At 56.5% G+C, this 17052-nt stretch carries 14 protein-coding genes and 3 pseudogenes; 10 read left to right on the forward strand and 7 right to left on the reverse strand.

All coding sequences use genetic code 11. The features are described 5' to 3' along the window. Positions 1-112: 112 nt before the first annotated feature. Positions 113-379 (reverse strand): annotated as a pseudogene (locus tag FHT76_RS40490) (PHP domain-containing protein); the annotation flags it as partial. Next, positions 376-558, reverse strand: a pseudogene (locus tag FHT76_RS40495) (DNA polymerase Y family protein); the annotation flags it as partial. The pseudogenes FHT76_RS40495 and FHT76_RS40490, both read right to left, overlap by 4 nt. 4 nt (positions 559-562) lie before the next feature. Here FHT76_RS40495 and FHT76_RS40500 point away from each other — a divergent pair. Continuing rightward, a pseudogene (locus FHT76_RS40500) lies at positions 563-1119 on the forward strand (IS630 family transposase); the annotation flags it as partial. Between the two features lie 167 nt (positions 1120-1286). On the opposite strand, the gene FHT76_RS40505 reads toward FHT76_RS40500, so the two are convergent. After that, entirely contained in the window at positions 1287-1529 is a 243-nt protein-coding gene (locus tag FHT76_RS40505; RefSeq protein ID WP_183865140.1) for a hypothetical protein, read from the reverse strand. Positions 1530-1927: 398 nt separating this feature from the next. Here FHT76_RS40505 and FHT76_RS40510 point away from each other — a divergent pair, with 398 nt between their 5' ends. From FHT76_RS40510 to FHT76_RS40530, 5 genes are all read left to right on the forward strand, one after another. After that, positions 1928-2800 (forward strand): Hint domain-containing protein, encoded by an 873-nt coding sequence (locus tag FHT76_RS40510; RefSeq protein WP_259186838.1) that lies wholly within the window; start codon positions 1928-1930, stop codon positions 2798-2800. A 1502-nt stretch (positions 2801-4302) separates the two neighbouring features. Next, the gene (locus tag FHT76_RS40515; protein ID WP_183758340.1) at positions 4303-4614 is read left to right on the forward strand and encodes a PepSY domain-containing protein; all 312 of its coding nucleotides are present in this window, start codon (positions 4303-4305) and stop codon (positions 4612-4614) included. A 21-nt stretch (positions 4615-4635) separates the two neighbouring features. Then, positions 4636-5241: a general stress protein gene (locus FHT76_RS40520; RefSeq protein ID WP_183758338.1), complete on the forward strand. Its 606-nt coding sequence runs from the start codon at positions 4636-4638 to the stop codon at positions 5239-5241. 795 nt (positions 5242-6036) lie between these two features. Beyond that, the gene (locus FHT76_RS40525) at positions 6037-7176 is read left to right on the forward strand and encodes a helix-turn-helix domain-containing protein (protein ID WP_183865136.1); all 1140 of its coding nucleotides are present in this window, start codon (positions 6037-6039) and stop codon (positions 7174-7176) included. Positions 7177-7299: 123 nt separating this feature from the next. Next, positions 7300-7788 (forward strand): metallophosphoesterase family protein, encoded by a 489-nt coding sequence (locus tag FHT76_RS40530; protein ID WP_246712864.1) that lies wholly within the window; start codon positions 7300-7302, stop codon positions 7786-7788. 393 nt (positions 7789-8181) lie between these two features. On the opposite strand, the gene FHT76_RS40535 is transcribed toward FHT76_RS40530, so the two are convergent. Next, on the reverse strand, positions 8182-8355 hold the full coding sequence (locus FHT76_RS40535; RefSeq protein ID WP_183770353.1) for a hypothetical protein: 174 nt from the start codon (positions 8353-8355) through the stop codon (positions 8182-8184). Between the two features lie 100 nt (positions 8356-8455). Between FHT76_RS40535 and FHT76_RS40540 the strand changes: the two genes are divergently transcribed. Further along, positions 8456-8722 (forward strand): hypothetical protein, encoded by a 267-nt coding sequence (locus tag FHT76_RS40540; RefSeq protein ID WP_259186843.1) that lies wholly within the window; start codon positions 8456-8458, stop codon positions 8720-8722. A gap of 964 nt (positions 8723-9686) precedes the next feature. Here FHT76_RS40540 and FHT76_RS40550 read toward each other — a convergent pair. Further along, positions 9687-13187 carry an AAA family ATPase gene (locus FHT76_RS40550; RefSeq protein WP_259186844.1) on the reverse strand — a complete coding sequence of 1167 codons (3501 nt, stop codon included), beginning with the start codon at positions 13185-13187 and terminating at the stop codon, positions 9687-9689. Next, a complete protein-coding gene (locus tag FHT76_RS40555) occupies positions 13188-14456 on the reverse strand; it encodes a DNA repair exonuclease (protein ID WP_183865134.1) in 1269 nt (422 codons plus the stop codon). 313 nt (positions 14457-14769) lie between these two features. On the opposite strand from FHT76_RS40555, the gene FHT76_RS40560 reads away from it, so the two are divergent. The 3 genes from FHT76_RS40560 (at position 14770) to FHT76_RS41615 (ending at position 16429) form a co-directional block, all read left to right on the forward strand. Then, complete coding sequence (locus FHT76_RS40560; RefSeq protein WP_183758328.1) at positions 14770-15207, forward strand: GGDEF domain-containing protein; 438 nt, start codon at positions 14770-14772, stop codon at positions 15205-15207. A gap of 292 nt (positions 15208-15499) precedes the next feature. Continuing rightward, a complete protein-coding gene (locus FHT76_RS40565) occupies positions 15500-15754 on the forward strand; it encodes a hypothetical protein (protein ID WP_183758326.1) in 255 nt (84 codons plus the stop codon). A 150-nt stretch (positions 15755-15904) separates the two neighbouring features. Next, entirely contained in the window at positions 15905-16429 is a 525-nt protein-coding gene (locus FHT76_RS41615; protein ID WP_183758324.1) for a 2'-5' RNA ligase family protein, read from the forward strand. Between the two features lie 418 nt (positions 16430-16847). On the opposite strand, the gene FHT76_RS40570 is transcribed toward FHT76_RS41615, so the two are convergent. Continuing rightward, positions 16848-17052: hypothetical protein (locus tag FHT76_RS40570; protein ID WP_259186845.1), on the reverse strand; the 205-nt coding region annotated here is incomplete at its 5' end.

A 17052-nucleotide genomic window follows, 5' to 3' on the forward strand; every position in this document is an offset into this window, starting at 1 on the left:
GCCCTCCATAAGCCGACCTCTCATGAATCACGCAAACCCTTTCATGGGAATCCCAAAAATAACCCGCCCGCTAAAAACCTGCCAAAGTAGTGCTAGTCTAGGGTGATCAGGCGGTCAGCCTCGAGTATGCGATGCGGTCGGTCGGATAGACGAGAACCGACATGCCGTCCTGAAGGTCAAGTCGACAGCCGACGACGAGCCTGATCCCCGTCGCCCGGGAGGCCTCGAGCACACGGAGGATCCCGGCCAGCGAATTCCGGTCCATGACACCGATGGCATCGATGCCAAGCTCTTTGGCGGTCTGGAAAAGCTCGTCGGCCGACGACGCGCCCCGGAGGAAGCTGAAGTGGGTAGTGACCTGCAGCTCGGCGCATCTCATGCGAAGATCCCGTGCATGAACCACCTATGCGATCCCGTTTCCGCATCCACGCCATCGCCGGAGCGGAATATCCAAAGCCGCTCGCCCGCATCATCCTCGACGACAAAATAATCCCTGACCGCCTCGTACTCCGAACAGCGCTGCCACCACTCCCCGAATATTTGCTCGGGACCGTCCGCTTCTGCCCGCTGGAGGGCCTGGCAAGACCGCATCGATCCGAAGCGGGTCGTCTTTATCGACGAGACGTGGATCCGCACCAACATGGCGCCGTTACGCGGGTGGGGGCCGAGGGGCAAGAGATTGCGCGGCTTTGCCCCGCACGGCCGCTGACGCACCCTGACCTTCCTTGGCGCCCTCCGCTGCGACAAGCTCACTGCGCCCTGCGTCTTTGACGGTCCCATCAACGGCGAATGCTTCCTCGCCTATGTCCGCCAGCAGTTGATCCCAACCCTCAAGCCCGGCGACATCGTCATCCTCGACAATCTCGGCTCACACAAAGCCAAGGCCATCCGCGATGCCATCAGGGCGGTTGGCGCCAGACTGTGGTTCCTGCCGAAATATTCCCCCGACCTGAATCCCATCGAGCAGGCCTTCGCCAAGATCAAGCACTGGATGCGCCAGGCCCAAAAGCGAACCATCGAGGAAACCTGGCGGCATCTGGGCCTACTCGCCGACACCATCAAGCCAGAGAATGCGCCAACTATTTCTCAAATGCCGGCTATGCTTCCGTCAAAACATGAAACGCTCTATCGCAGATCGGAGATCATCAATGCTCCCATCAAGGTGAAGAAGGGTCGTCAAAAGTAATTTCCGACGCCATCTTCAGCTGACACAAAGGTGATCCGGCGTGTCGCAGAACCGGACAATATTGTCACCTGCTTCGGGCGTTTCTCGCCTTGTCAATTCTTCAGTGGATGGCTATCGACGTGGGAGCATTTGCGATGCTCCCGGCCAGGTTTGGAAACCGGGCGATCAGGATGCGCGTCAGGTCCTCCTGAGTGCGGTGGCCCTGATTGAAAAGAACGATCGCCGCGCTGCATATTACTTCCGATGTCTTCTCATCCGGCTTCGCTTTGAAATGTCGGTACCAGGATTGAACGGCCTGCGAGAGCACGGCCAGATCGGATTCCAGAAAACCTGTAACGAACATTTCTTACCTCCCAATAAGTGGAGGCCATGCAGGGTTCGATGCATGAGCAGTACTGAGCCTCCAATACCTGTTGCGCAACGAGACTACCTCCTCTTCGGTGAGACATGTAAGTCGGACCAAGGTCCCGTACGAAACCGTACAATAAAGCCTCGCGTGCAAAACCTTTAAGTTGAAGTAGTTGAAGTTTTTCCGCCATTCCCTAGCAAAAAACTTAACCTGTAACTGTTGTTATTTATCCATTTTTCCTTCCAGGTTGCATGCCTAATACTTTTGGCGACGTGGACCGAAATAGAATTCCTTATTAAAGTTGCATCGGTTTCCGACGCCTTGAACATGCCAAGTACCGCGATACTCGTCGGCGGCTTGGACCCGAAATCTATTGTTAGAGGATTGCCAGGATGCCTTACAAAAAAGATGACAGTCTGCCACGCAATACCGCGCGCAGACATTTTCTAGGTGTTGCCGCTGCCGCCGGTGCGCGGCTCGCTGGTGTTGCGGCCTTGGCGACGGCAGCTTCCAAGTCTCCCGCGAGTGCAATGGGGCGGCGCTGGGGGCGTGGTCACTCCGGTGGAGGCGGGAATGGCTCCGGCGGACAGGGAGGCTCCGGTGGAGGCGGCGGTGGCGGCGGAGCACAGTGCTTCCTGCGTGGGACGGCGATCCTCACCGATTGCGGCGAGAAGCCTGTCGAGGATCTGCGCGTCGGCGATAACGTTGCCCTTCCGGACGGGAGCGCCCGTCCAGTCAAATGGGTCGGCCGGCAGGTTTTCAAGAAGAGCGGTGCGCGCTGGCATGAAGGTGTCGTGCCGATCCGCGTTTCCCGCCACGCGCTGGACAGCCGCACACCACATTCCGATCTCTACCTGTCGCCAGGCCATGCGCTGTTTCTGAACGGCGTGCTGATCCGCGTGAGGGATCTCGTCAACGGCACGACAATCGCGCCGGTCGTTCCTGCCGATGACACCTCGATCGAGTATTATGCTGTCCTGCTCAGTACCCACGAGGTCATTCTTGCCGAAGGTGCTGCGGCCGAGACCTTCCATCCGTCGGAGAGCAATTACGAGAACTTCTCCAATTTTGCGGAGTACAAGCGCCTCTATGCAGAGGAGCGCACCGTGATGACATCCTACGCGACGGTGGTGGGCGAGGAAGGTGGTTGGAAGCATCTGAAGGCGCTTCTTCAGCTTGGCGCTTCGCCTCTAGTGCCGATGTGCGATCCATTCGGGGACGCCTGCGAGGCGATCAATACGCGAGCCAAAGAGCTTGAATATTGATCATTGTCGCCGAGTCGGGTGGTCCGTGAATTGAGACGATCGGTGACACCGATCGTCGCAGGCGCAGCCTACGCCCTATTCGACTTGGCACCGGCCGTTTTGCGCCAACAGGTGGCAAAGCCATGGGGTTGATTGGTCTCCGATACCGACCTGCCTAGCTGCGGCCAGACGTGGCAACTGGTACATGTTCGAAATGATGCCTTGCCTCGGCAATTTGAGCCAAGCATGGCTGGACATATTTTGGGGGGAAAGCAAACGTTTGATTTCGGGTTCGAGCTACAAGTTCGTCTGATATAGGGGGCGTCGGAGCGTCGGATGGCTGGTGGGAGCTTGTGTTTGAAGAAGCGGTGGTTGACATCGACGGCGCGCTGTTGAAGCTGTTGTCGGGCCGCATCATAAATTCACATACTTCGCTGTTTGTTAGCGCTACCCCTATCACAATGCCGACCTCTATATCTGCCATCGGAAGCGTAACGGAAGGCAATGAATTGAATGGATAAGACCACCACTGACCGTCCCGCGGCGCACTATCCGCTTTTTGGATCTGATGCGAATAAATGACTTGGCATCGGTGAGAAATTCACGTATATCGTGTATAGCCGTTACAACTTTTCGGATGCACTCCCCGGCTTCCGAGCGGCGTTGTTCCCCTCTGAAGGTAGATCCTTCACACCTTAGGGCCTCCGGTAGGATGGCCCTTTTTTGTTTGTCCGGGAAGATAGACCTCACGCGCTTGACCCGGCATCAGTTACAGTACCGGGAGGGTGATCAAGTAGGTTTCGGCTTGCTGGCGGATCTTTCAGCCCGGTACCTCGATCGAGGACTGTGTTTTTGTCGCTAGTCCCGCTTGGCATTCCCTGGGCAGCGCGTTGCCCCCGCAGTCCAATCTCCGCATCTTTCCGAAGTCGTTAATGCCGCTCCGGGGAAGCTAAAGTATCTGGCGCCCGAGCGTCGTCCATTTCAGCGTTTCAGGATGAAGAAATCCCCGCATCTTGCGATCCTCGTGGGTCGTCGGCGGCGCGGCCCAAGGCGACTGGTCCCCTGCTTGACGGTAAGCAATGTCGCCTGGCGAGCCACAGGGGTTTTACAAGGGGCGCGCAAACGGCGCCAGTGAAGGGACCTCGCAGTTGGCTGACGCTGCGAGGTTTCCTCATTATACAAGACTTTTACGTGTTAATGTTCACTGCAGTTTGAGCCACCAGTTTGACCCTGCTAGAGCGGCTTAACAGCGCTGCCCCTCGGGGCGGCCGCAATTATCCTCCGCAGAGCTTCCGACCGGATAGACAGGCTCCGCATATCGGGATGGCCTAGCGTGAAGGCGGCTATCGTCTCTCATCTCCTCAACACAACGCTCAAAACTAGACCAAGCCAAGCAATTCCGGGGCACGCCACCAGCACGATTTCCAGATTTGTGACATCGACAGCAATTCGTCGTTCTTCGCAAAGCATCGGAACAAATCGCTTTGTCTTAGGTTTGATCGTCGGACTTCAAGGAGAAAACGATGAATAAAATCACCGCAATTTCGATGGGGCTGTTAATCTCGGCCACGGCTGCCTTCGCGCAAAGCGAAACGCCATCAACATCCCAAACAACGCCAGCCGTGAATACGGAACACAATCCCGCCGCTCCAGTAGCCGGCAAAAACAGCTTTACTGAGGATCAGGCGAAATCTCGCATCGAAGACGCTGGCTACACGGATGTCACTGCCCTGAAGCTGGATGACCAGGGGGTGTGGCGAGCAACCGCCAAGAAGGACGGCAAGCAAGCCGGAGTCTCCCTGGACTTCCAGGGCAACGTCACGATGGCGAAATAACAAAGCTCCAGGAGAAAAAATATGCGAACGATCACAGGACTCTATGACAGCTACGACGAAGCCCGCGCCGCAGTTGCGGCTTTGGAAGACGCAGGCGTACCTTCTGATGACATCAGTATCGTCACGAACAAAGCAAACGGGGTGGACGTTGAAGGTCAAGGTAGTTACACGGCAGAAGGCGCTGGCACCGGAGCCGGGGTCGGCGCGGTCGCAGGCGGGGCCGGGGGACTGCTAACAGGGCTCGGATTGATGGCAATCCCGGGCGTCGGTCCTGTCGTGGCCGCCGGTTGGCTCGTGGCTACTGCAGCCGGTGCGGCTGCCGGCGCCGTTGCGGGTGGAGCCGTGGGTGGGATCGTCGGCTCCATGATTAATGAAGGTGTGCCGGAAGACGAGGCAAACTTTTATGCCGAAGGGGTTCGCCGTGGCGGTTCACTGGTAACGGCAAGAGTAGACGAAAGCAGAGCTGCAGCAGCGCAGGCAATCCTCAACGGATCTCGAGCCGTGGATTACGCGGCACGACGAGCGAGCTATCAGGAAGAGGGCTGGACGCGTTTCGACGAGGCCGCTGAGCCCTATACACCCCAGCAGATCGCGGCGGAGCGCCAGCGTTATCGTAGCCATCTATGAGGGGCTGAACGTGCGCAACTTCTCTGTCAGGTGGCCAACGGCCGCCTGACAGGAATGGAACAGCCCATGCGCTGTGTACGCTCGATCAAACACACACTTGCACAGAAGGTGTGTGCAAAGTGTCGCTCTTCCTTGGTCGGCAAAAATTGGTAGGAGTCTGCGTGATGGCTCCGTATTTTCGCTGCTCCGCCCCGCATGTGTGATCGCGCTCGCGATCTCCCCGTGTCGAAGAGCTTCGGGAAAACACCACCGCTGACGCGCTCGACGTGACGAGATCTGAATTTTCCGTTGGAAACATGACGGTTATCCCGGTTTCGGTAAGCTGGTCATCCGCAAGGGCTGGGCCGGTCTTTGCATCCGCCAGCCAAACATCCACAAAAGCGAATTCGCAATCCATCTGTCTGGCTGCGGAAGTCGCAATCATGGCCCCACGACGTCATGGCCGAGAGCACTGACAATCACCTCGGTTTTCATGGCGATCAGAAATTCGTCTTCTACGATGATTGTTTACACATTAGCCACCTTGCCAGCGATCTTTTTGGCTGCAGCCTGTCGCTGGCTGTAACAGGAACTGGCGAGCTTTGGAAAAATGTCGGGAACCGCCGTGGGCCATGCCGCGTTACTGTCGCCATGACTTCCGCTAATTTCGTGGTAAAATCGCTGATGATTCTAATTCCTCGCTCCCGGAGGGTATTTGCGATCGTTTGAGTTGCTGAACGGTATACGTTTCTTGCTACGTGCTGATGGCTCTTCGTTCGCGAGGAAAGAAGAAAGGAAGGAAGGAAGGAAGGGCCGGTGGAGAAGACGCTGCAGGGAAGATGCATCCTCGTTGTGGAGGACGACTACTACGTCGCAACGGATCTTGCATCCAAACTCTCGGCTCACGGCGTGGAAGTTGCCGGTCCTGCTGCAGGCGTCGCAGGTGCGCTTGCACAACTCCGATCAAGTCCGGGCATTGAGGGCGCAATCCTGGACGTCAATCTGGGCGGTGAAACGGCCTTTCCTGTGGCTGATGAGTTGGAACGTCGAGGGCTCCCTTTCATTTTTGCAACCGGATACGAACCTGATGTTGTGCCGGCACGCCATGCCGACAAGATCCTTCTCAGGAAGCCGCTTGATGACGATGCCATTGCCGGGGCACTTCTTGCTGCTTTTCACCCGCGAGGCGCCACAGCGCAAGATGTGGAGCGCAACGGCATCCTTCGAAGATTGCCTCCATCCGAACTCAACGACCTGCTACCCCTGCTTCGGACGATATTTCTACCCCGGGGCGCGATCATGGAGATGCAGGGACAAACCATCACCCGTGTCTATTTCCCCCTCGATTGCGTAGCCTCACTCGTCGCCGTCTCCCGGGAAGGAAGCAGGATCGAAACGGGATTAATCGGCAACGAGGGCATGACGGGGTACGGCATCGCCGAGGGCGACAAAGAGACACCCTTCGAGCTGATCAATCAGATCGCAGGATATACTTTGGCAATAGCCGCCGACGATTTCAAACAGGCTTTGTCAACGAGCGCCGGTTTGCGCACCCTCGCCCTCCGGTTTGCCCGTTCGATGAGTGTACAGGTCAGTTACACGGCGTTGGCCAACGGCCGACTTGATATCCGGCGTAGACTGGCACGCTGGTTGCTGATGGTCCATGATCGCGTCGACCAAAACATTTTCCATCTTACTCACGACGATCTAGCAATCATGCTAGGGGTGAGGCGGTCATCCGTAACGGACGCCCTTCACCTTCTGGAGGGCGACAGGTTAATCAGGTCGACGCGCAACAACATCGAGATTGTAAATCCGCGGGGCTTAATCGACGCCGCGAGTGAAGTATACGGAGCACCGGAGCTTGAGTACGACCGTTTGATGGGCCTTCCAGTGGGTCCTGCTGCCGAGGATGGTTGGGGCGCAAGAGCCAGCCGTAAACATCTCGTTTCGTAACCCGTCGCGGGTGAGGGAATTGCTTTGCTCGACGCATCTCAACCGGGGCAAAATGCATGCTGATGGATTCTCCCGGCGTGCCCGTGCAACCTAGACATTTTTGATCCAGCGAGCAAACGGAGCATGATCTATTTCACCAGCGACACGCATTTTGGCGATCCACGCGTCCTGCGGATCGATCGTCGGCCGTTTCCGGATTTGGCTTCTCACGACGCAACCCTCATCCAAAACTGGAATTCGATGGTGAAACCCGAGGATGACGTCTGGCATCTGGGAGATTTCATGCGAGAGACAGGAGGCGATTGCGATCAACTTCTATCGTATTTGAATGGCCGAAAACATCTCATTGTTGGCAATAATGATCCTGAAACGACTGTTCGCGCAAGAGGGTGGGGAAGTGTCCAACACTATGCCGAAATATCGGTCGGCAGCCAGTTGTTGATCTTGTGTCACTATCCCTTTCGGACCTGGAACAAGATGGGAAGAAAGTCGATCAACCTGCACGGCCACTCGCACGGGAGACTCAAACCGTTTCCCCGCCAATTCGACGTCGGCGTCGATGCTCAGGCATTGCGACCTGTTGCATTGGAGACGATCCTCTCGGCCCGGTAGCGAAGCCCCTCGTAATCGGCCCACCCCGCCAAATACCCTGGCACGCTAGCGGCTCAATAGGCTGCCCACTTGCAGGCATTTAGAGCAAATCACGCTACGATAGACGTAGCGCCAGGGGGAACCTGCGTCTGCCTGGAGTTGCATGGCGTTTCTTGCCGCAATACGTCTCGTAAGGAGGAGAGCGTCACCGCACTGCGTCAGCCAAGTTAGCGGGCTGACCAAGCTCTTTGACGCTGGGGGGTGTCAACGAGATGTTCAGGCGACTCGGTGGAGCAGCGAGCTAACTGGCCATGATCGAAGTTCCCGTTCATTAGGCTCTATCCATTATTATCACAGGAGTCTTTTCTCGCCTTGCAATTGCGTCCAGCCTCCCCACCTAAGAGATAGTAGCAGTCATGGAACGGGCACTGCTTTTAGGGCAACGAAAAGCTCTAGCCCCAAGCGGGAGGACGCGATGTCTTCCACAGCAAGAATTTCCAGACAAGAACGCGCAATGCGATCCCTCAGCGGCTTAAAATACGGGGATTTCTTAATGAAATCGATGCCGTACATGGCTGTAGCATTCATTCTCTACCTCGTACTGCAAGGCACGTTCTGGTAGTGTCCTGATTCAGAACTCGCGTCGTTTCCGCTGAGCTTTGGTCCAATCGACCAATAGGAGTTCCCTATGTCAGAACGCACAACAGAATCTGAGAATACCTTTTCTCGTCCTTTTGCCCTAAGCGCTCTGGTTGCTCCGCTCGATGCGGGCACCTACCGAGTGATAGTAGATGAAGAACTGATAGAAGGACTGTCATTTCCCGCTTACCGAAGAACTGCGATGCATATCGAAATACCGGCCCTTGGCGTCAGTATCGGGACAAGGCAATTGTTGCAGGTGCATCCGCGGGACTTGGAGTCCGCAATCGAGAAGGATGCCGAGGGTAACGAATAGCGAGCGGCCCGGTGACCGGTATCTGATTTACAAAAGATAGTCGCGTTATGGTTTCTCGGGCTGCTCGACGGATAATGGTGGCCGCTTTGGCAATTGGGCTCGCTCTCGCGGTCCTTTATGGATTGAGCTGCCCATTCGATGCTCATGGAGAAACCAATGGCGCAGTCCTTGGACCTCGCGTGCGATAGGACAGCTCACAGCCACCGCGACGTTCAAATGACGGCCGCAACTGAGAGGAGCAGCAAATGACTGCCACGAAGGCTCACCAGTCTCGTTCGTCCAGGTTGGCCAGGGTCTGGACAATAAGTGATTTTGCCAAGCGCTTCCGGCTTGACCGCCTTGAAGAGAAACGACTGCTGAAGCTGTTGGGGCCAACTGCGACAGAACGCCAGCTTCTGCTCAACGCCGGAAGAAGGCCGCTGAACCACGCCGGGGACCCTTCATGAAGAATGCACAAACGTGCATTCGATGATTATCGCGTCGGCAACTTCATGCAAGTCCAGATGGAGAGAGATGCCTGGTGAATCTCAATACTTGCTTTGCCCCAGTTTAAGGATCAAAATCGATGTGCCCCACGCCCGAGGAACGAAAAACACTTAGACGCGTCCTCAAGCGGGCCGACTACGCTACGTCTGAGATGCAAGCGGCCGAAGGTGATCGGCACTTGGAGGAGGTCGCTGTGATCCGTCGGATTGAGGCTGCAACTATCCCGACCGTCAATTATCCGGCCTCCAAACGGCAAAGACTGAACGCGGACTTTGCGGCTGTTTCAGCTTGGGAAAATGAGGGAGGGTCCGTTCGCTTATCAAAGCGAACGGACCGCAGGAAGGGCTAGCCGTTCACACGAAGCACATAACGTCGAACCGATAGGATCAGCCGAACTTCACGAAGGAATGCCCGAAATGTACAATTCCAATCGCGCTGGCGACGAACTTTCTTGGACGCTCGGTCGCTGCGTCCGGCCCTATTCCGCCGCGACTACCTGGAACCCCGATGGCCGGCTAAGGTCTTCAAGATTGTATACGCGGACGTTTGGGCACACCCTCCTGGCAATATCGGTCAGGTGCCTGTGATGGGTCAGATAAATGACTTGGCCATGCAGGCCCATCTCCGAAAGGAGCCTGAAAGCCTCCTCGGCCCGAAAATCGTCGAATGTCTCCATGATGTCGTCAGCGATAAACGGAATCGATGTCCGGTTGGCCACAAATTCATGGTATCCGGCGACACGCAATGCCAAGTATAACTGAAACCTTGCACCTTTCGAAAGTTCATTGGCAGCTTTCGAACCACCGGCCGCAGAGACGGCAATCAGAACATCGCCATCCTTTCCAGGTTGCGCGGCGACCCCTTGGTAGGCACCGCGACTGATCGTGCGGAACGCGTCCGATGCACGAGCCATCATTCCACTACGATGACGATCTCTGTAGATTGCAAGGGCGTGCTCTGCAGCAGCAACGCCGGCACGGATCTCCATGTAGCGACGGGCACTTTCCTCGATGTCGATCAACACCGTCCTGCGTTGCTCCTCAATTGAGGCTACCGTCGCATCCCCACCGACTGCGTCCAAGGCATCCTGCGCCTTCGATCGGCTGTGAAATACATCGCGACAGCGGGCGTCCTGGTCGTCAAGGAGCGGCATCAGTTTTGCCAGTTCGTTGCCCAGTGCCGATCTGTCAGCGGAAGCTGTCAATGCTTCGATTTCGAGCATTGTGGAGCCAGCAGTCATTTCGAAAAGTTCGCGCTCGGATTCAAGAATGGCGTTTTCGAGATCTCGCCTTCGGTAGGCAAGATCGATGCTGGCCTCGACTGCTTCGAACGAGCTGACCCCAAAAAAATCCATCATCTCCCGCATCCGAGCCATAAGAAGGCCCTGTGTCGCTCGTAGAGCAAGTCCGTCGTGCCGCACTCCGTCAAGTTGACATTTCAGTTTCCGGTCGCGTTCGGCGTCAAGACCGACGGTCTTGATCCTTTCAAAAATTGCCTGGCAAAGAGCAATGGGAGAACCTTCGGAACCCAAACCAAGCGAAGCGCTCAACTGCAGTACTATCTCCTCGAAGGAATCTTTGTCCTTTTCCATCTTCTGAATGCGATCAAAGAGGCTCTCCCGGGCATCTAAAGTCGAGGCCAGTCGCTCAAGAAGGGTCAGGATTTCGGTCACCGCACCGACACCTGGAGAATGCCCAAGGTCCCGAAGCCAGCAGCCGGCACAAAGAGCGCTCCACTGGGATAGCCATGTCCTTGAGGCTTCGTCAGCGGCTTCCATGATATGCTTGCGCTCGATGATGTCATTGCGAAGCCTTTCGATCTGCGCCGCCTTGTTCACAGACGTATGGAAGGCGTTCAACGCCGTCTCTGCGATCGAGATCAGCGCGCCGACATCAGCCTGCCGGTCGATCATGATTTTCGCACCGGTCAATGCTTGAACGATTGATCGTCTGGATTTTTCGATTTGATCGCGAACATCACCGATTTCCCGCTCGACCTCAGCAAGATCGTCTCTCGCCCTCAGGGCCGCTTCCCGTCTGCGTAGCCATTCCTCCATTTCCCAGGGGTTTCCAGTTACGGCCGGATCTGACTCCGACTGCGCAAGGCCCTGACAGACTTCAGCCCGAAGCACCTCCATCTCAGACCGTGCGTCAGCGAGGATTTTTTCCTGGCTCCGAATATCGGCAGCCACCACCGCAAGCCGTTGGTTAAGCTGGCTAAGCTTGCCAATATCAGCAAAGTGCATGAGCCTCTGCGATATCACATGATCGTGGCGGCGCATCGCCATCTCGAACCCATCCGCGGATGCGTTGTCCATTGCCTGTCGATGCAGCGCCCAGGCATGGTCGCGTTCCGCACGGATAACCGCTGCGGCTTGCTCCTCGATGTTTCCTGCCTGAGCACGCAACGTGTTGATTTCAGCCTCAAGCCTTGCTGCCTCGAGTTCGAGACGCTGCAACTCAGCGCGCGATATCCGCTGTTGATCATCCAGAGCGGAGTAGCTCTTCTTCCAGGATTCGATACGTGCACCTGTAGGTGGAACCAGCGATAAAAGAGCTTCCACCTCTCCATGCCACGGTGCTAGTGCCCTCAACGTTTCAGTCAGGTTTGCGCGCGCCACGTCCCCGCGACGGGCCAATGATCGGAGAACGATATCCTGGTCTGACTTCGGGACTGCCTTGATGACAGCTTGAAGGGTCTCGATCGCTCGGACGCGCTCCCCACAGGTCAACGTGTGGTCGACCTCTTCACCTTCCTGGTTCGCGAGTGCCCGTTCCGCCCTCAGCAACTCGTCTCGGGCGGCGCAATACTTCGCGTCGACACCCGACTTCGACCCAATGAGCGAGCGCAGAGATCCGATTGTAACCGCGTCCAGAAGCAGATCCGCGGGAGCTGTCTCCCCTGCCCTGCCCAATAGTGCAAGGATACTTTCGATGGACAGCTCCGATGCTCGAGCCGTCAACTTGGGAATGTCCTTTTCAGCCGTGACATACCGCGCTCGAAGTTCGGAAAGCTCCTCCACCTGCGCTGCTATGGCGAGCGCGGCAGGATCAATTGAAATGTCGGCTATCTCAGTCTCGAGCAAAGCTACAGATGCAGAATGGTCCTCAAGTTTTACCCTTACCTCTATCTCGCTCCGTCTCAGCTCGTGCAGCTCCTGCCGCCAGGTTTCTGGCGGTTGCGGTACGGGGTCGAGGTCAGCGAGCCGATCCTTCAACGAGCCGCGCCGTGACATGACTGGAAGCGCGTTGAGGACGCATTTGACTTCCTCGATCCTGCGCTGCGTTCGCGCCCTCGCGCCGATCGCCTCTTCGTAAAGCCCAGCGAGCCTGTCGCGCTCGACAACGAGCCTGGAAAACTCACTCGCTTGCAGATCGAGCGTCTCACGCTGCTGTTTCAGATCAGAGAGGCGGCCTTTCAGTTCGGCAAGCGCCCCACTTCTCGCGCGATACTTGTAGAAGGTGTCGGCGTCGCTTCTGATTACGGTCAATTGCCTGCTGAGGTCCGCAAGGCCGGCGCTTGCGGCAAACAGCAATTCGCCGAGGTTCCCCTTGCTTGCGAGAATGCCTTCACCGCCCTTCTCCAGACTTTCGTCGTCGAGGGAAAACATTGTGGCGAACGCGTCCCGATCAATACCGCCCAAATCAGCCTTGATGTCGATCTCCGGCTGGACGCGCTCCTGGTCATCGAGAAGACTGTTCTGCGGGCGCTTGATACGAACGAACTCTCGGTTCTTTCCGCCGACATTGACGTCTGCACCAATGCGCATCGTAGGATAGGGATGCAGGAAGCCATATCGGCTTGAAGTGCCAATTCCAAAAATGAGGTCTACAATCGCATCAAATGTGGTCGACTTTCCCGCTTCATTTGGGCCGTAAATGATGTGAAGATCGGGCGTTCCCAGAGACCGGAAGCCAAAATCCAGCACGCCGTCGGTAAACTTTCCATATCGCGTCAGATCAAGCCGATTGATGCGCATTCATTCCCCCTGCGTATTGCGCAGCAGTGCCACGATGTTGGCCGAGCCTTCTTGGGCGAAACCGGCCAGCACATCCTGGAAGGCTGTCTCATCGGTGCCGAAGATATTTCGGAGCTCCGGAGGGAGCTGTCCGCGCAGTTCGTCGGCAATGGCAGCAATCTCTTGCTGATAGGCTGCCGACCCAAGGACATCCGCATTGATGATGGAGGTCAATTCCGAAAGCGCACTTCCGGTGTTGCCTTCCGTATCTTCCGCACCGATGCACGAGGTGTGGACCTTGTCGATCCAAATGGTGCCGCTGGCCGAGCCTCTCGTTTCCAATTCGGTTCTAATGAGATCGAGTTCCCGGCGAATTCGCCATGCCATCTCATGGGAACCATGAAGCTGAATCCGTGCAACCAGATGATCTGCCGGAATCGTTGAGCGCAGTCTTTCAAGCCCCCCGGAAACTTTACCAATCATTGCCTTCCAGTCAGCAACGTCTGAAACGTCAATGAACAGCCGCTCGAATTGAGCGACGTTGATGCATCGCTCCTCCACGATCACTGACCGATCATCTCGGATTGTCACCAGCGAGACCGACTTGGGTCCGTCCTCGTTTATGTCGCGGCCTTGCGGCATTCCCGGCATTACAACGGTAGAGGCAGCCCCTTCGGCTACCGACCGCTTGTGGATGTGGCCCAAGGCCCAGTACCGAAAACCGCTCTGATGCAAGTCAGCGAGGTTGCATGGAGCATATCGGTCGTGCCCCTCAGAGCCTCCAAGGCTCGTATGCATGATACCGATATTGACCGCATCGGGCACAGGCATCGGGTAATGCCTCAACAGGCTCTGGGGAGCATGCGGCTTCGCAAAGCTCAGGCCATGGATGACGACGGGCAACTGCCCGGCACCCCGATGCACTGCTACCGCTTCCGCCTGGGAACCGAAAATCTTGACAGACTCCGGCATGACGAGCTCGGACGTGATTTTTGACAGTGCGTCGTGGTTGCCGCGGATGATGAAGGTTTGTATGCCGGCCTCATCAAGACGCCTGAGCTGCTCTGCCAGAAAGCGAGCCGTTTTCATCGACGTCTGTTCGCCGTCGTAGAGGTCCCCTGCCAAAAGAAGCGCATCCACCTGCTCTTCCAGACACAGGTCGACAATCCGAATGAACGTACGTCTCGTCGCCAGGCCGATCAAATCGGACAGTTCCGGATTGCGCAGGGCAAGCGTCCTCAAGGGCGAGTCGAGATGAATGTCGGCGGTGTGCACGAAGCGATAGGCCAAATCAATACCTCATCATTGACCTGTCTTGTTACGATAGAGACCGATTCACCGCGACAGCCAATTCCCGTTTTGTTCTTTTCTCCACAGATTAGTCGGACATAGCCGCAATCCCTGCCCGGACCGAGCTCGCCCCTGCATGCGCAAATTGGCGACTGGGGTCATGTGATTGTCGCGCCTTGATCTCACAGCAGGTCAAGGCAGCCAACACCGTTCAGGGCCGCGTGCGCAATTTAGATCGCGTTAAGCGGGCGACGTTACAGTATCGGTGGATACCTCGATTCCAATTCCCGTGGTACTCGAGGGATCACTTATCGTGTGTGATATCGACCACTTCAAGCATGTGAACGATACCTGTGGCCATGCGGCGGGCGACCTCGTTATCCAGGGGCCGGCAAAGGAATCGACGCGCATCGTTGGCAAGCTCAGCCATGCCGAAAGATTTGGCGGCGAAGAGTTTGTGGCATTTCTTCCGAACTCATCCATCGGGCAGGCCATCGCTCTCGCAGACACAGTGCGGACGTGCTTTGCGATAAAAGACTGGAGCAAGATCGGGGTAAGCCATGAGGTTACCCTCAGTTGTGGTGTATCAGCGGTCGCCCCTGGCGAGACATCATTGGAGAATGTAATTGATCGGGCCGACGGTGCTCTCTATCTTGCCAAAAATGCTGGTCGGAACAGGGTTGGATCTAGGGGCGGGGAACCCGCCGCATTCCCGGTCACTCTGCCAAAGAGCGCCGCACTCGCGGTATAATGGGCAGCGCGGCATGAAAGAAGCCTGCTAGCGGACGTTCCGATGACGTAAGGAATACGATGACAGGACTTACGCATCTGTCTTGGTCATCAACGTGATCTCCTCGACGGCAATGATTTCGGCCAGGTTCGCTACCGTAATATCTCTGCCCGCTTTGGACGCCCAATGCACCTTTTTGGGGTGCAACCTCTCCTGATGGCCGGATTGTAAAACCTCAACCTTTCATTAACCATATGTCCCTAGCGTCCGGAAAGCGAAACAACACTCTCCGGAGAACTTCAAGGAGGACGCCATGTCGCTCGCAACCGTGCCCGGCAAAATCCGGCTATATGGTAGTCATGCCATACTGGTCATGACGGAAGGCAGCCTGCACCAGACCGTATGCATCTCCGACGATGCACTGCCCCCTGGCGAAAGCGACCTTATCCAAAGCATACTTCGTGACCTCCCCTTGTATGAGGGCATTGCCGACCGCAAGTTCGCAGAGGGCCAATTGGCATATGACGGGCGAGTATGGATCACATCTTCTGACATCACTCCCCATTAAGCAGGCACAACCGTCGCCGCGATGACGGCTGTTATCCGGCGCGCCTCAGGCGGGTGATCATTGCCGCGCTGATCGACACGACGATCAATGCCTCCCACTCATCGTCCGATAAAGGGTAGATTCTGAATCCTACCGGCTTAGACTGGACGGATGATTTTAACCGCGCGTCTTCCCGATCAAGATCTCGCTTTCTTCGACGGCTTGCGCCGCATCCACTTTCCACCTGGTCGCAACCACGTGACGGCCCACCTCACCGTGTTTTACCGGTTATCGGACTGGCATCTCTCAACGATACATCAACTTCTTGAAGTCGTTGCGAGCTCCCAATCGCCGATGCAAGCATCGACGACCGGCATCTGGCATCTCGGATCCGGAGTGGCGTTTACGCTTGACTCTCCGGAGCTGGAGCGGATTCGCGGTGTTTTGCGCGGAAAGTTCGAACCATGGCTCAGCCCCGGGGACAAGCAAGGTTGGCGGCCCCATATCACTATCCAAAACGGAGCCGATAGAGCGAGAGTCGCTGCGTCGTACGCAGCGGTCACGGCAGCTTTTCAACCTCGCCTTTTGTCGATTACGGGGTTGGACCTATGGACCTACAGGGGAGGGCCATGGAGGGCCGAAGGAAGTTTTGCTTTCTCCGATAATGACCACCTCGGGACGGTGGGCAGCACCTAGGCAGCTGCCCTGGCTGATCGCAGAGCACATACTACGTGACTCCACCTCCATTGTATGCGCTGATACTCATATTCTCAACTTGAGGGGGAATGGAGGTGCGAAACCAACTTGCCGCACGAATAATTTCCCTCCATCCTCTACCGAGGAAACGAGAGAGGCTTGGCGTATGAGGAGGGATATCCGCCCATATTGCCAGGCCTCTCTTGTCTTACGAGAAACCTTAAGCAGGACAGACATCCATGGGATCGCCCGAGCGGTGCTCCGACCGAGGATGCCAATGACCGCGATTCAGCAAAGCGCAGCAAGAGCCGCGAGAATACACCTTCCAGCCCTTGCGTTTCGACAATCAGGCCGCCGATCGCGGCGCCGCTGGCAATGGCAATCTGAAAAGTGGTCGGCATCAATGCTCCTGCGTTGATTAGAAGCGTAGTCGGCCCCCGGAGAGCGAGCCGGCATTTAGCCGGCTGCTGCCCATGACAACCCCCGGACCGGCGATTGCGCCAGTGACAGCCGTCATCGTGACTGATTGTAAGCGCGAATTTCTGCGCACCTTCTGAAGCGAAGTGCTCTCAGGCATGAAGTGTCCACCAAAATAGGTGGACACCAAATCATGGAAGAAGATG

The organism is Rhizobium sp. BK176, assembly GCF_024808055.1.

Coding starts and splice junctions, on each gene's coding strand:
- FHT76_RS40520 (WP_183758338.1), top strand. CDS start 4,636: ATGCGAACGATCACAGGACTCTATGACAGCTACGACGAAGCCCGCGCC.
- FHT76_RS40535 (WP_183770353.1), bottom strand. CDS start 8,355: ATGAATGCTACAGCCATGTACGGCATCGATTTCATTAAGAAATCCCCG.
- FHT76_RS40510 (WP_259186838.1), top strand. CDS start 1,928: ATGCCTTACAAAAAAGATGACAGTCTGCCACGCAATACCGCGCGCAGA.
- FHT76_RS40550 (WP_259186844.1), bottom strand. CDS start 13,187: ATGCGCATCAATCGGCTTGATCTGACGCGATATGGAAAGTTTACCGAC.
- FHT76_RS40565 (WP_183758326.1), top strand. CDS start 15,500: ATGTCGCTCGCAACCGTGCCCGGCAAAATCCGGCTATATGGTAGTCAT.
- FHT76_RS40530 (WP_246712864.1), top strand. CDS start 7,300: ATGATCTATTTCACCAGCGACACGCATTTTGGCGATCCACGCGTCCTG.
- FHT76_RS40505 (WP_183865140.1), bottom strand. CDS start 1,529: ATGTTCGTTACAGGTTTTCTGGAATCCGATCTGGCCGTGCTCTCGCAG.
- FHT76_RS40540 (WP_259186843.1), top strand. CDS start 8,456: ATGTCAGAACGCACAACAGAATCTGAGAATACCTTTTCTCGTCCTTTT.
- FHT76_RS40515 (WP_183758340.1), top strand. CDS start 4,303: ATGAATAAAATCACCGCAATTTCGATGGGGCTGTTAATCTCGGCCACG.
- FHT76_RS41615 (WP_183758324.1), top strand. CDS start 15,905: ATGATTTTAACCGCGCGTCTTCCCGATCAAGATCTCGCTTTCTTCGAC.